This is a genomic window from Quatrionicoccus australiensis, from assembly GCF_020510425.1.
Lineage (GTDB): Bacteria > Pseudomonadota > Gammaproteobacteria > Burkholderiales > Rhodocyclaceae > Azonexus > Azonexus australiensis_A.
Genome location: NZ_JAHBAH010000001.1, coordinates 1,593,156 through 1,606,057, shown reverse-complemented (window position 1 = coordinate 1,606,057; position 12,902 = coordinate 1,593,156). Strand labels below are relative to the sequence as shown.

The 12,902-nt window shown below is 60.0% G+C and carries 14 protein-coding genes; 13 read left to right on the top strand and 1 reads right to left on the bottom strand.

Annotated elements, in window-relative coordinates; all coding sequences use genetic code 11:
- Positions 1–1,244 precede the first annotated feature (1,244 nt).
- The 12 genes from repC (at position 1,245) to KIG99_RS07735 (ending at position 10,208) form a co-directional block, all read left to right on the top strand.
- The gene (gene repC, locus KIG99_RS07790) at positions 1,245–2,249 is read left to right on the top strand and encodes a replication protein C, IncQ-type (protein WP_226459646.1); all 1,005 of its coding nucleotides are present in this window, start codon (positions 1,245–1,247) and stop codon (positions 2,247–2,249) included.
- 38 nt (positions 2,250–2,287) lie between these two features.
- Positions 2,288–2,836: a transglycosylase SLT domain-containing protein gene (locus KIG99_RS07785; protein ID WP_226459645.1), complete on the top strand. Its 549-nt coding sequence runs from the start codon at positions 2,288–2,290 to the stop codon at positions 2,834–2,836.
- A gap of 58 nt (positions 2,837–2,894) precedes the next feature.
- Entirely contained in the window at positions 2,895–3,491 is a 597-nt protein-coding gene (locus KIG99_RS07780; protein ID WP_226459644.1) for a fimbrial biogenesis chaperone, read from the top strand.
- 11 nt (positions 3,492–3,502) lie between these two features.
- The gene (locus KIG99_RS07775) at positions 3,503–5,710 is read left to right on the top strand and encodes a fimbria/pilus outer membrane usher protein (protein WP_226459643.1); all 2,208 of its coding nucleotides are present in this window, start codon (positions 3,503–3,505) and stop codon (positions 5,708–5,710) included.
- 46 nt (positions 5,711–5,756) lie between these two features.
- Positions 5,757–6,239 carry a Csu type fimbrial protein gene (locus KIG99_RS07770; protein ID WP_226459642.1) on the top strand — a complete coding sequence of 161 codons (483 nt, stop codon included), beginning with the start codon at positions 5,757–5,759 and terminating at the stop codon, positions 6,237–6,239.
- A 22-nt stretch (positions 6,240–6,261) separates the two neighbouring features.
- Entirely contained in the window at positions 6,262–6,753 is a 492-nt protein-coding gene (locus KIG99_RS07765) for a hypothetical protein (protein WP_226459641.1), read from the top strand.
- Positions 6,754–7,230: 477 nt separating this feature from the next.
- Positions 7,231–7,653 carry a hypothetical protein gene (locus KIG99_RS07760; RefSeq protein ID WP_226459640.1) on the top strand — a complete coding sequence of 141 codons (423 nt, stop codon included), beginning with the start codon at positions 7,231–7,233 and terminating at the stop codon, positions 7,651–7,653.
- Between the two features lie 107 nt (positions 7,654–7,760).
- A complete protein-coding gene (locus KIG99_RS07755; RefSeq protein ID WP_226459639.1) occupies positions 7,761–8,072 on the top strand; it encodes a hypothetical protein in 312 nt (103 codons plus the stop codon).
- 4 nt (positions 8,073–8,076) lie between these two features.
- On the top strand, positions 8,077–8,523 hold the full coding sequence (locus KIG99_RS07750) for a hypothetical protein (protein ID WP_226459638.1): 447 nt from the start codon (positions 8,077–8,079) through the stop codon (positions 8,521–8,523).
- Positions 8,524–8,846: 323 nt separating this feature from the next.
- Positions 8,847–9,008: a hypothetical protein gene (locus tag KIG99_RS07745; protein WP_226459637.1), complete on the top strand. Its 162-nt coding sequence runs from the start codon at positions 8,847–8,849 to the stop codon at positions 9,006–9,008.
- Positions 9,008–9,505: a hypothetical protein gene (locus tag KIG99_RS07740; RefSeq protein ID WP_226459636.1), complete on the top strand. Its 498-nt coding sequence runs from the start codon at positions 9,008–9,010 to the stop codon at positions 9,503–9,505. Before KIG99_RS07745 ends, KIG99_RS07740 begins: the two co-directional genes overlap by 1 nt.
- A gap of 7 nt (positions 9,506–9,512) precedes the next feature.
- Positions 9,513–10,208, top strand: a complete 696-nt coding sequence (locus KIG99_RS07735) for a hypothetical protein (protein ID WP_226459635.1) — start codon at positions 9,513–9,515, stop codon at positions 10,206–10,208.
- 33 nt (positions 10,209–10,241) lie between these two features.
- Here the strand turns inward: KIG99_RS07735 and KIG99_RS07730 are convergent, their stop codons facing one another.
- Positions 10,242–11,132, bottom strand: coding sequence for a hypothetical protein (locus tag KIG99_RS07730; protein WP_226459634.1), 891 nt, complete (start codon positions 11,130–11,132; stop codon positions 10,242–10,244).
- Positions 11,133–11,506: 374 nt separating this feature from the next.
- On the opposite strand from KIG99_RS07730, the gene KIG99_RS07725 reads away from it, so the two are divergent.
- Positions 11,507–12,682 carry a hypothetical protein gene (locus tag KIG99_RS07725; protein WP_226459633.1) on the top strand — a complete coding sequence of 392 codons (1,176 nt, stop codon included), beginning with the start codon at positions 11,507–11,509 and terminating at the stop codon, positions 12,680–12,682.
- Positions 12,683–12,902 lie beyond the last annotated feature (220 nt).

Here is a 12,902-nt window from a genome sequence, read left to right as displayed (position 1 = left end):
GTACCCCGGGGCTCGCGGGTGGTGTGCTGCGGCGGGTATTCGCTACACGGTGGATTGTGAGTGGTGGTTTGCTTTGGGGTATCGGTGGGTGGGGTTCGTAGGTCGGCACTTCGTGATTATCACGCGTTGCGGCGATACACAGTGGAACTCGCTGCGGAAGCATAACGGTGGCAAACGGAAGTGGGCGGCTGACCGCATAAGAACCCTGACGAGTGGGGCATGAGTATAGGTGGTCGGGTTGGGTTGGGTAGAACGAGGGTGGGGCGGCGGTTGGACGCACTTCGTGATTACGGCTGGCCGTGGGCACGGGCCGGAAAGGGCAAGCCGGATGGGTAGTTACCTGGCGTTCGCGTAAGGCCAGGAAGCAGGACCGCACGCGGTGGCCTACGGGTCGTTCGGTTGCCAGTCTCTCTTATTTGGCGAGCGGTCTCTGCTCTGGCCATGTAGCCGGGACGGCGGCCGTAGCGTGTGCGTGCGGCACGACTCCTATGGTGATGGGTTTTAGTGGCGCAGGCTCCTGGCGCGATTTCATTTATAGAAAGGCGCCGGGGCGGTACGCATAAATAAAAGATGGGGTAGCACTTGATGGTCGGTAGCGCTCATGGGTCGGCTCGCCAAAGAGTTGCTGGACCGCGCCCGTCCCGTTGGTTGGGCGCTAGCTCACGCTACTTGAAAACCGTCTGCGGATGCGTAGTAGGTGGGCTTGCCCTTTGAAGGGGTGGGGCAAGCCTTAGGTATGGCGTGCTGTCCCCTGGTCCGTTGGTCGGTTGGTATGTAGGTGGGGCGTAGCAATGGATGCCGCAGCAGTCTTAGACGACGCCTGACGATAGATGGGGTTGCGCCAACGCGGACAGGAGGAACGTTACATGTTCGGGCGCCGGGCGGCGGCACTTCGTGATTGCAGCTGCCAGCGGTGTGCAAAGGCTAAGCCGTGCGGGCTGTGGCGGGGTTGCTATGGATGAAGGGGGGGTATGGATAGGTATGGATACTCTGGGCGGATTTTGCAAACGCCCGGAAACCCTTGTGCCACAAGGGTTTGCAATTTCGAGAAACTCGGACTTGTTACGGTAAAACTCAGGTTTGTCATGAAGTTATCACGATTGTCACGATAAAAACTCAGGTTTGTCATGAAAACTCGGATTTGTCACGAAAACTCATAATTGTCAAAACCGAACTCAGGTCTGTCTGGATTTTGCATGGGTGGCGCTATACGGAGTACCAACCACTCATTTTGAAAGACTGCCATGCGTATCAAGACCACCGTAGCCCGCCGTAAAGTTGCCGCTCAATTCATCATGAGCAGCCCTGAACTCGCTCTGTTGCCGGGCCTGTTCCGTAATATTTCAGTAAGCGACCTGGACCCGCAAAAGTATCAGATTGCGCTCCGCGTCGAGCACCGCCACGGCGACAAGCTTGTCCGCGTGACTGGCGGTTACCTGCTGTGTGGCTTCGACCTTGCCATTTTGCAGGCTCTTGAGCTTGTCGCTGTGGGCAATGCAGGCCATGTAGATAGCGATGCTACGGATGACGTGGCCACTGAGCTGCGCTCGAAGCTGGCTGCCTCCGAACCCACCGTCGACTTGTCGTACGCAACATGCTCAGTATCCCACCTGCTTCAACTGGTCGGAATGCCCGTCAATAACACCTACGTTACGCAGGTTGGTGCCAGCTTGGACCGTCTGTTCGGCGTTACGTTGTCCGTTGCCGCTGACGCCAGTAAGCCGCATATTAACGAGTCGTTTCACCTGCTGTCGTATACGAACACTGGTGAAGGCCGCACAAATGCACTGCACGTGGCGCTCAACCCGCTGCTGACCGCCGCATTGACGGGCTCGGCTAATCAAGATACCCGGATGTCGGCTGCCGAACTCAAGGCATTGGGCACGGACCACGCCGCCCGTATCTTGCATCAGCGCCTGTGCGCAATCATCAATGACAAGGGCACTCGTAAATTTCACGCCTCGACACTGTATGGCTACCTGTACCCTGCTGACAGGGCAGCGCATGACCTGGCTATTCTGCGCCAGCGCACTGAACTGGGCGACTATCAGGCGGAGCGCCGCCAGCAGGCTGCCTTGGGTGATGCGGTTGAAGTGCTGGGTACTCTGGGCTGGGCTATCGACATCGAAAAAGGCGCTGCTGAAGACTTGGTGGTGATTACCCGTCCGGCTGCGTGCTGGACTTACGAAGCCCTGGCGGCCAAGAAAGCTGAGCTGAAGGCCGCTCGGGCGGCGGCACTGGCGGCCTAAGCGCCTATAACTCCTTGGCGGTGGTTATACGGAAACGTATGCGCCGCCTTTTTCTCGCCCTTATGTTCTGTTTTACCTCGCTTGTCCACGCGGCTGATGAAGCCCCGCCGGCAAGCCTTTATGCGCGGGTGACCGGCTATTTAGTAGCCGTCTGGCAGCTACCTACTAAATACGCCACTGATGTGGCTACCGCCGCGTTTGCTGCGGCCGAGAAGCATGATGTGGACCCGGCCCTGGTTCTGGCGGTGGCGGCCAAGGAGAGTGCTTTTCGGCACGATGTTGGCAACCCCGGCGGCGGCAGTAATCCGCGCAAACCATTCGGCGTCATGCAAGTGGCGGGCAAATGGCATGCGGATAAGTTCCCGGATGGCCAGGTGCGCATCACCACTTTGGCGGAGAACTTTGACGTCGGCGCCGCAGTGCTGGCGAGCTACCTCGACGCCACCGACGGTGACGTTCACCGTGCCCTGAAGAAGTACAACGGGACCACCAAAAACACCTACTCGACGGCGGTGCTGCGCTACGCCAAGACGATAGGTGCGGTACTAGCGGGGCGTTCCGGCCGAACCCAAAAAACTGATGCGTAGCGCGCCTATGGATAGGGCTGAGTGGTTATACGTAAGCAACAACCACTCTTTATTTATCATGCGCCCTGCCAAACTCATCCTCGCTACTGCAATTGCCCTTGCCGGTTTCGCTGGCTCCGCTCAAGCTACCGGCCCGACGCTTATTCGCGTTGATATCGCTGGTCAGTCGCAGACGTTTGAACTGAAGTCGTCTGAGCCGGGTGTGTCGCGCTACGAAGTCATTGCGCAGAAGTGGACGCAAGACGGCGTCACCCCGACCCGCGAAATCCTGGCGTATCCCCCGCATTTCACGGTGCAGCCGGGCGAAAGCCAAGCCATCAAAGTGCTGGCTCGGGTGCCGCATGCTAAGACGGAAGGCACTTATCGTCTGTTTGTCCGCGCCGTCGAAGGTGGCAGCCTGTCATTCTCGGTCCCGGTCTTTATTCTCTCGACGGACAAAGCTGCCGCGCCGGTCATTACCGTCCATCGCGACGGCGGTTCGCTGGTCGTCACAAACAGTGGCGACAAGACTGAGCTGATTGCGGCTACACGGTCCGCAGCGGGCGACAAAAACGCAATGCTCTATGTCCTGCCACACTCTACCGGCAAGCTCGACGCTGCTGCGGACGTGACCTCTGTCGTGTCGCGCGACCGCCGCGAATACAAAGTGCAGTGAGCGTCAGGTGAATGCGCACGTCTCTGAAACCCTTGATTGCTGCACTGGCGCTTGCGCTGGCGGGCAGCGCCTGGGCTGACGACATGTTGCTGAGCGTCAGCGTTACCGGCATGCGTACCCCGGCTAAAGACATGCTTGTGCATGCCGAAGGCGGTCGCTATTTCGCGACCGATGCTGACCTGGGCGCTCTGGGCCTGACCCCGAGCGATTTCATGCCGGCCATCATCGACGGTGTCGAATGGCGCGACCTGCACTCAATTGGCGAGCTGGTTGTGAATCCCGCAGCACTGACCGCCGCGCTGAAGCTACCCGTCGAAAAGCTGCCGCTGACGGTCACTACAGTTGGCTTTGCATCGAGCAAGGTCAAAGCAAAGTCAGAAGCTGGTGCCTTTGTGAACTACACCATTGGGCAGACCCGGGTCGGTGACTATGCTCCGACTAATCATGTCCTTTTGGATGGCAACGTATCGACCGAAAGCGGCTGGCTGGTCAACAGCGTAGTCGGCTACGGCACGCATCGCCCGGTGAATGTCAGCGCGCTGTCTGCTAGCCTGCGCCAGCCGGATGAGCGCACGACGCTTCGCCTCGGCTCAAGCTACACATCCGCAGGCTCCTGGGGTGCGGCAGGCCGATTCGTCGGCGTGCAGTACAGGACTGACCGCTCGCTCAATCCGGGGCACCTGACCAGCCCGTCTGCGCGCTTCGACGGTTTGGCTACCGCAGTCGGCTCGGCGCAGTTGTACGTTGACGGCCGCTCCGCTGGTTCGACTGAGCTCAATGCAGGCCCGTTCCAATTGGACAACCTTCGCTTGCCGTACACCGGCGGCGGCACTGTGTCTGCCGTCGTGACTGATGCGTCCGGCGCACAGCAGGTGATTACAACCAAGCTCATCGGCGCCCCGTACAACCTCCGCGCAGGCTTGGCCGAGTACGCCGTCGAAGCCGGTATGCTGCAACGCGGCACCAGCCTCCTACAGCCCGTGCAAGCTGCTCCTGTGGCGAGCCTGACCTATGCCCGCGGTGTCACCGACTACATTACGCTCGAAGGCCACGCTGAAGGCACGGCTACGCATCGCCGCCTCGGCGCAACGGGCACCTACGCAACCGCCTTTGGCACGCTGACCGCCGCTATCGCCGCAGGCGACCAGGGGCAGGGCGTCCTGACAAAGGCGGGCTACGCTTACTCGTCGCGCGCTGTATCGCTTGCTGTGCAAGCAGTGCAGCCGGGCAAACACGTCGACTTTGACGACCGCCAGTTGCAACGCCAGGTGAGCGCCACTGCGTCTTATCGTGTCACTGACCAGGTAAGCCTCGTGGCCGCGCACGCCACGTACGGTGCGAGCAAGCGCACCTCGCTCGGCGTCAATGCCTCTCTTACTAATCAGCTGTCAGTCTCAGTGGCTGCCGAGCGCAGCATGACCGGCGACAAGCCAGCCAGCGGCGTGTTTGCTATGGCGACGTACAGCTTCGACCGGGTGTCTACACGGGTCACCGCTAATCGCACGAGCAATGGCAGCGGTTATATCACTGAAGCGTTGCAGCTGGCCCGCCGCGACTACACCGGCGTCCAGGCACAAGCGCAGCACACCTCCTATGAGTCCGGCATGGTCTACGACCGCGTCGATGTAGGGTATGCAGGTCTGGCCGGCGAAGTGTCCGCGTCTGTTGGCCGCACGACCGGCGGTACTCGCTCCGTGAGCACCAGCTCGGTGCAAGCCTCTGGCGCTGTAGTCCTAGCTAATGGCGCCGCGCACCTCGCCCGCACTATCTACGACAGCTACGCAATCGTCGAGCTGCCGGTCAACGAGTCGGGTGTGCCGGTCATGCACAACCATCGCGTGGTCGCTGAGACCAATAGCGACGGCATCGCCATTGCCCCGGCCGCCGGGTACGTGAACAACACCTATACGGTTGCATCGGACGCCCTGCCGGCCACCATCCTGGCCACCAGCTCGGGTCGGGGCGCCCCGTTCCGCGGCGCCCCGACCCGAGTCGTCCTGCCGGTCAAGCGTCCCGGCGTCATTGTCGACATCGCTGGCGCTACGGCTCCCGTGCTCGTCATGGCTGGTCAGCAAGGCTGGCGCATGGCCGACGGTGGCTACTACATCGAAGACCTTCAGCCCGGCCGGCATTCCGGTCGAGCTGGCTCATGCGCTGTCGAGCTGACAGTCCCCGACCGAATTGAAATCGGGACCGAACTCAAAGCAGCGTGCCTTTAACCCAACCCAACCCCAACCTTTTTTTACCACCAACAGGAGATTTCCTATGAAGCACCTTTTTACCAAAACCCTCTTTGCCGCAGCACTTGCCTGTGGTGTTGCCGGCGCCGCAAACGCTGACCAGATGACAGCCCCGCTGCCAATCGGCGGCACGGTCGGCGCCAGTTGCACTGCGTCTGCGGATGCGCTCAACCTCGGCACACTGCGCTCGCAAGACCTGCTGGTCGGCGGCGGCCAGCAGCTCGGTCTGACGCTGCACGTGAACTGCTCTGCGGGCACGGTGTACACCATTGGCGTGCCTGTGCACACCATCATCAAAACGGTAGGCCCGCAGACGTACGAGCTAGGCCTAGGTTCGGCAATCGATTCGGCTGACGGCACCTTTGTCGGTGACGGCTTGACTCGCACCGGCACTGGTGTCGATGAGCCGATTACGCTCACCAACATTTTTCTGCGCGCGCAACTGCGTGTACCAACGAACGGCGTGCAGAACCTGCTGTTTAGCAACGCATTCACCATTGTGTACTAACCCCAACTCAAGGATACCCACTATGAAATATCTGCAATCTCTCGTCGCCGCTGCTGCTCTTTGCGTTGCATGCGGTTCGGCCAGTGCCGTGACGCTGTCTGTCGACGTACCAATCTCACTCGAAGTCGTTCCGTCGTGCGAATGGGTGAGCATCCCCGGTGTCTCGCTGACACCGGTTGATGTCACCCAGCCCTCGCGCACCCATGTGGATGTCATGGCCTGGTGTGACGACGGCGTGGCCTGGACGATTAAATCGGACGCTGACACTGTCGCCACGACGCTCGATGGCGGCGGCGTCGAAGATGTAACCATCTCGCTCTGGTCCGATGCCGGCTACTCACTGCCGCTGGCGACCGGCCCGGGCATCAGCGGCACGACGCCGATTGGCGACTACACCGGCGGACGCGCAGATGCTCGCATCTACATCCAGGCCGCAGGCCAGGCTGCCGGCGGCGGTTTTGCGCACTCAGGTCAGCTGCAATCGCGCACCGCCAATCTCATCATTTCGTACTGATAGTGATGTGTGCCGAAAACGGGCCGTCCGCGAGGGCGGCCTTTTTCGTTAAGGAGACCTAGCTCGAATGGCGGGCGGTTTACGACGGGTGACCTATACGGTATCAGCGCACATTCGCCGATGTTGCCTACAAGCGAAAGCTTGGGAAAGGGTCCACCAGGGCCCTTTCTTCTTTCTATAGCCAGCCCGAAAACATAATGTGTCTATACTCAACACGGCGCCTTATGTGGGGGTATGGCCGTAGGCGTAAACCGGGCTATGTACAAGCGGCCGGTTGGGAAAGGGTTACCAGCGATGGCAGCCCTTTTTTCTTATGTGCCTCCGGTGGCATAGGTTGGCTCGCCAATGGGGTTGATGCTGCTCTCGCGCGCCAGCGCAGTAGCCGATTTCACGCAACCACCCTGGCGATGGGGTCTAGCGCCTATGGAACAGACCGAGTGGTTATACGCAAGTGCCTATAACCCACCTGGAGTATTCATGACCCAAGCCCAAACCGTCGTCTGCTATGAAGGCCTGCACTTCCCGTCGATTGACACCCTGCGCGGCGCCCTGCTGCCGGATGAGCCGAGCGACAACCCTTCGAAGCAGTATTTCGACCATATAACTGCCATTACGCTGCACGCGATGCTCGCCAAGCTGCATTCCGAAGGTCGCCTGTCTCCGAAAGCTATTTGCGCTGCCGTCTTTGACCGCGGCTCGGCCGCCTTGGCTGAGTGGCTGACCGGCACACCGGCGCACGACGTGCTGACTGGCGCAGACGGCGCTGGCGCACTAACTACGCTTCGCCAACGCATGTGCCCCTACTGCCTTTACGTGCTGACTAAAGCGGATGGTAACGGCTGGCCGGATGCTGAAACCGAAGGTCCGAAAATAACCGTGACGGTGACCGCCACCTTTTAAGCGAATCCCCCACCGCCCTCCCGGGCGGTTTTTCATGGTGTGTGGCGCCTATGAGTGGGCCTAAGTGGTTATACGGAAGTATCTATCAACCACAAGGGGTAACACCTATGATTCACACCGCTTCTATCAACTCCGCCGATGTCCGCGAACTGCACTCGCACGAAGGCTATATCAGTATCCCGCGGCCCGCTGCTGAGCCGCAAACGTCTGCCTGGGCCCGCCAGTGCGGTGGCCACGCGCCGGTCGGCATCGCTTCCACGGAACAGTTGGACCGCCTGATGGCCGAATACCAAGGCAAACTCGTTTTGCAAGTTGCTGATGGTTTGCAAATTGCCGATGTCGACGCCGCTACGCAAGCTGAGTACGCCGCCGTCGTAGGGTGGTCTGTTTTCACTGAAGTTTCTGACGTGAAGGCCTAACGCCATGCTTATTGCGCTCAACCTGCAAAAATACCTCGGTGTCGAAGAACTTGGCCTTGAGCAGGAAGTCCCGGCCTTGCCGTTTCAAGTGCTGGCCCGCTCGCCCGAGCTGCAAGCCCGGCTCATCGAGCGTCTGAAGGATGCCTGGGCGGAAGCCGAAGACATTGCCGAAAATATCCCGGACGCGCGTGAGCTGCTGCCTGAGCTGGCTTTTCTGTCGGATGCCGCCCTGTATGAACTCATCGACGACTGGTCTTCTGACTACATGTGCATGTCGTGGGATTATGGCCTGAATAACCGGGGCACCACCTTTGGCTACTACATTTTCATGTACCTGGAGCACGGCAAAACCTACGACTTGAAGAAGAGCCCCTTGTGGGGCCTGGACCGGTCAGCCATGGCCGCCGCGGGCAAGAAGCTGGTCCACAAGTACGCCGCCGAACTGAAGTAACCCCACACCGCCCTCCGGGGCGGTTTTCATGGTGTGTGGTCCAGCAGCAACCCCTATGGCGAAGTTGACCCGTGACCGCTAAATAACTGCACCCCCACCGCCTATGGTCAGCCGGATGTGGTTATACGTAAGGGCATTGGGAGTTCTTTGAAGGACAAATTAGCTATGACAAGCAAACGGGCCGCTGGCGAAAGTCAGCGGCCTTTTTGTGTCCGGTAGTTACTCATTTACTCAATTACAGGACATGCCGCGTGCGGCGCCTATGGGGTGGCGGTAGTGGTTATACCGGCTCATCTGCCCTAACTACATTCAAGGATTAACGGATGCCACACCAAAAAACCCTTTCCAAATTTGACTCATTGCTCGCAGTTACCAAAGCCGCCGGCTACCTGGTGATTGTGCTCAATGTCGCCGTGCTTGCCGGTATCGCAGTGGGCTCTGCCACCGCGCCGCTCATTGCTGCCGCGGTCCAGGAGGCCGCCTGATGCGCCCGCTTGTTTACGCCCTGATTGCCGCCATGCTCCTGGCGGCCTCTGCTCGCGCGGCTATGGCTGGTGAGAAAGAGAAAGCCCCACCGTACGCCGCTGCCGCTGTTTCGTGTGCTGCGGCTGATAGTACGCCCGCCAGTGTTGTGCTGCTTGATTTGCGCGCTGATAACGTCCAGTGCGCGATTGAAGCTGCAAACGCCGAAGACCGCGTGTACCTCGTTGCTCGCTCGCGCGCCGTAGCTGCCGCTGCGGCAACGCTGGCGCCGGGCAAGGTGCTTATCGTTGGTCCTGCTTCGGATGCGCAGGATGTCGCTGAGCTGGCGGTTATCTCTATCACCGCCGCAGCTCGTGAAGCCAGCGTGTGGGAAAGCCGCGATATTGCCCCGTCGGATATTCACCCGTCCGATGCGTTGTCGCTGGTTGCGCAGCGTTACGGCTGGCGACTGCTGGGCAAGGCCCCTACGCGGGACGGTGGTGGTGTTATCAATGGGTAGGATGGAAATGCTAACTATCACCTCGCAGCTGCCTGTGCCACTTCGTGATTTCGAACGCGTAGCGGCACCTTCTCTTGACCGCTACCCGTTGGGGCTTGTTGTCGCGTCCGAAGACGATGTGGCACTCATCCGCACGGTTGACGATGTGGTGCGCCCGCACGTTTCGCCGCGCCTGCTCTATGCCGGTGATGTCGCTTGCTACCTTGACCATGCCGATGGCTACGTGACGGGCAACCTCGCGCCCGCGGTGCTCGATGCTCAAATTCTCGCGGACATTGAACACGCCGGTAAGTGCTCCGGTATCGGCTCTTTTGGCGCGGACTATCTCGCTGGGGCTCGTGTGCGCCTGCCGTATCTCGTGCACCATGGCGTTGCCGAAGCGCGCCGTAGCGGCTTCTACAATCTGCACAAGCGGTGGGCTGAGCGCTACAAATCGCTGATGACGTGCAATGCGCCGGAGCCGGAGACGCCGGTGATTTGCGGCACTCTCGTCGAATTGGCGGTCTACGGGAAGTGCGGCCGGCGCGGCATTCTGCTCTTTACAACAGTGGGGCCGCGGTTTGTGCCTACGCTGGCGTCCCGCTTTACACTGGGCCAGCGTTACGTTGCAGTTAATCCAGAGGGGAAGGGGTGGCAGTGGCATAAGGCCTTGATTGCGCCGCTCCGTCCGCTGATTTCAGCGCAACCCGTCGCCATGCTTTAACAACAACGCCAGGGGTTAGCTGGCGTTTCTTTGTTAGGCGTTGATGGCCGCAACGTAGCTTTTCAGCAGGTCCGGGGTATTCAGCGAACCGATGGCTTGAAGCGTCTTTTGCTCAGCGGCATTCAGCGTCTGGACTGCGTTGTCGCGCCAGGTAAGCTTCATGCGGCGGGCCATGAAGTCCAAATTCAGGGCTTCCAGCTTGGCTGCGTCGGCTTGCAGCAGTGCGTGCCATGCGGCGTCGGCGGCTTGGGTCTCAGCGTCCAGCTTAGCGTCAAACCAGGCCTTGTTGAGAATGCGCTCAATATCAGCAACAACCTGCGTTTCAGTGATGCGGTATTCCGTATCGTAGGGCAGGGCAAGGAAAGCCTGCTGGTTGCTCCAGCGGACGTGTACGCCGCGGCGGTCGTTGTAGCGCGCCTCGATGTCGGCAACGGTGCCGGACAGGTCGAAAGCGTCCGCCGGGACGTGAAAATACGCGGTCCAGGGCTCAACGCGGCCATTACCGAAGCCGAAGTTGTCGTAATGCAGGGCGTAGTATTTGGTATCGCCAGTGCGCTGCGATTGCTTCAGCTTCTCAATGCGAATCCAGAAGTGCATGCCGACTTTCATGTACTTGCTCGAGCTACCCGTGACTTCCACGTGAACGCGGGCCGGCACGTCTTTGTGAACGCGCTCAATGCGGTAGTCGGCAATGCTGGGTTCGTAGCCGGCGTCGGTAGGCAATTCGCCTTTGCGCTCAGTTTCGTCGTCTGCTGCGTAGCCTTGCGTGAAGATGACGCAAGGGACGTTGATACGCTTTTTCAGGCGCTCGACAACGTGACGTTCGCGGGCGGCACCTTCTTTTGCGGCGCCAACGTTAGCTGCTTTCTTTTCGCGTGCAGCGGCTTGTGCTTCAGGGGTAGCGGTCCAGTTGAGTGCTGGCATGCGTGTTTCATGCCGGCTATCGCCATTGCCCGGATGGGCGGGTTAGTCACTCAGTTGTCTCGCTATTTCCTCCGGCGTCGCCGGCAAGTCCTTTTGTGTGGTTGACACTTACGTATAACCACTTGCCCGGACTTATGGGCGCTTAAAAACATAAATATCTTATGTTTTATTATTGACATAAGGAGCGCGCTCGTGTAGAATGCTTTTCATCGAATTTGCAGTGCCTGTTGTTTCCTCCTCCGTAGTACCTTGCAGTGTGTGTGTCCTGGCCATGCCTCCCCGCCTAAAAACGGGGTGGCATTTTTTTTGGGTCAGCGCCTATGGTCGGCTTCGAGTGGTTATACGCATGTACCTAAACCCTTGGAGTACCAGTAATGACTATGGATGTAACCCCGCCTGTTGATGAACTCGTTGCCCCCCCGGCTCCGGCCGCTATATACGCTCCGGCTGCCGCTACGGCTGAGCCGGATGCTTTTGCCAAGCTTAATGCCGCACTGGCCGGTTCCCGCGCTCGTGTTGCCGTGCTGGCGTCGGATGTTGCCCCGTTCCACAGTGGCAAGAACCTGGTCGCCGCTAAGCTTTCGGGTGCCGTTGCTGCTGGCACCGCCAGTGGGGCTGGTGCTGTTGTTTATGATGTGAATGTGGGCACCACCCTGGTCAAGGATGCCGTTCTGGACCAGCGTTTCGGAGAGCTGAGCGGCCAGCTGCGAACGCCAGTTGGTCGGGGTCTCGTGGGCGTGGAAGTGTCTCGCCGTGTGGGTATGGCAGTGGGTGACATGCCCAAGGCTGGTCCCTCTGTTTCTGTTTCTTCAACTGTGGCGGGCCCGGTCGTTACCCTGGTGCCGGCTCCGGTGCCGATGGGCCGCACGGGCCCCGATGGCCAAACGGTGCAGTCGCTGGCCATCACGAAATACGGCGTTATCGGCCAGCTGCCGGCACATACGGCGGGCAACCTGCCGTTCGCCGTGGAGGGCCGCGGCGGCGTAGTGAGCTACACCCTGGGCGGCGAGTCGCACTCGTATACCACCGTCTCAGCTACCGCGCTGGGTGTGGTTGCCGACTCTAACTGGGACTTGCACGTCGAGCACGGTACGGCAGGCACGGATGGAGCAGGCTTCAATCTCGCCAGCGGCAAGATTGCCACCGGTCAAACGCTGCCGCACGACTTTGGGCTGCTGGTCTCCGGCGCCTGGCAAATTGGGGGTGACAATACCCCGGCGCCGGCGCTGTTCACCCTGGGCGGCCCGGATAAAGGTGCCAGCTATGCAGCCGGCGCCAAGGCGGCTCCGTCGGGCCTGTCAGCCGGTGTGAAGCTCTTTTCACCTGCAATGACGGGCGGCGCTCGCGCCTACGCCGGTATCTCTGGTGGCGTGGGCATGCAGTCCGGCCGAACTGATGTTAAGGCGTCGGCGGTCGAGGTTGGTGTGCGGGGCTCGGCTCAAGTCAACGCAGTTGGCGTGGTGGACTGGCACCTGGGCTTCGCACGTGCGCTGGAAAATGATGCGACCGACAAGAACCGCCTGATGTTCAGCCTGTCGGCTAACCTTTAAACGACTGCAACGAAAGGAGCATGAATACAGGGCCGGTTTTTCGGCTCTGTTCTTTTTCAGCTATGCCTATACTGCCTTGCACGCTAATGGTGTGGCAGTCATAACGTGTCTAGTAGTCTCTGGCAACGGGGTTGCCAGTTGAGAGGGGGAGTGGCTATGGATGCTCCCCTTTTCTTTTGGGCAGCGGTCACGGGTCGGCTCGCCAAAGGATTGGCAACTG

Excerpts from the sequence above, each read along its gene's own strand:
- KIG99_RS07740 (WP_226459636.1), top strand. The coding sequence starts at position 9,008 with ATGCGCCCGCTTGTTTACGCCCTGATTGCCGCCATGCTCCTGGCGGCC.
- KIG99_RS07755 (WP_226459639.1), top strand. The coding sequence starts at position 7,761 with ATGATTCACACCGCTTCTATCAACTCCGCCGATGTCCGCGAACTGCAC.
- KIG99_RS07775 (WP_226459643.1), top strand. The coding sequence starts at position 3,503 with ATGCGCACGTCTCTGAAACCCTTGATTGCTGCACTGGCGCTTGCGCTG.
- KIG99_RS07780 (WP_226459644.1), top strand. The coding sequence starts at position 2,895 with ATGCGCCCTGCCAAACTCATCCTCGCTACTGCAATTGCCCTTGCCGGT.
- KIG99_RS07770 (WP_226459642.1), top strand. The coding sequence starts at position 5,757 with ATGAAGCACCTTTTTACCAAAACCCTCTTTGCCGCAGCACTTGCCTGT.
- repC (WP_226459646.1), top strand. The coding sequence starts at position 1,245 with ATGCGTATCAAGACCACCGTAGCCCGCCGTAAAGTTGCCGCTCAATTC.
- KIG99_RS07725 (WP_226459633.1), top strand. The coding sequence starts at position 11,507 with ATGACTATGGATGTAACCCCGCCTGTTGATGAACTCGTTGCCCCCCCG.
- KIG99_RS07785 (WP_226459645.1), top strand. The coding sequence starts at position 2,288 with ATGCGCCGCCTTTTTCTCGCCCTTATGTTCTGTTTTACCTCGCTTGTC.
- KIG99_RS07750 (WP_226459638.1), top strand. The coding sequence starts at position 8,077 with ATGCTTATTGCGCTCAACCTGCAAAAATACCTCGGTGTCGAAGAACTT.
- KIG99_RS07765 (WP_226459641.1), top strand. The coding sequence starts at position 6,262 with ATGAAATATCTGCAATCTCTCGTCGCCGCTGCTGCTCTTTGCGTTGCA.
- KIG99_RS07760 (WP_226459640.1), top strand. The coding sequence starts at position 7,231 with ATGACCCAAGCCCAAACCGTCGTCTGCTATGAAGGCCTGCACTTCCCG.
- KIG99_RS07735 (WP_226459635.1), top strand. The coding sequence starts at position 9,513 with ATGCTAACTATCACCTCGCAGCTGCCTGTGCCACTTCGTGATTTCGAA.
- KIG99_RS07730 (WP_226459634.1), bottom strand. The coding sequence starts at position 11,132 with ATGCCAGCACTCAACTGGACCGCTACCCCTGAAGCACAAGCCGCTGCA.
- KIG99_RS07745 (WP_226459637.1), top strand. The coding sequence starts at position 8,847 with ATGCCACACCAAAAAACCCTTTCCAAATTTGACTCATTGCTCGCAGTT.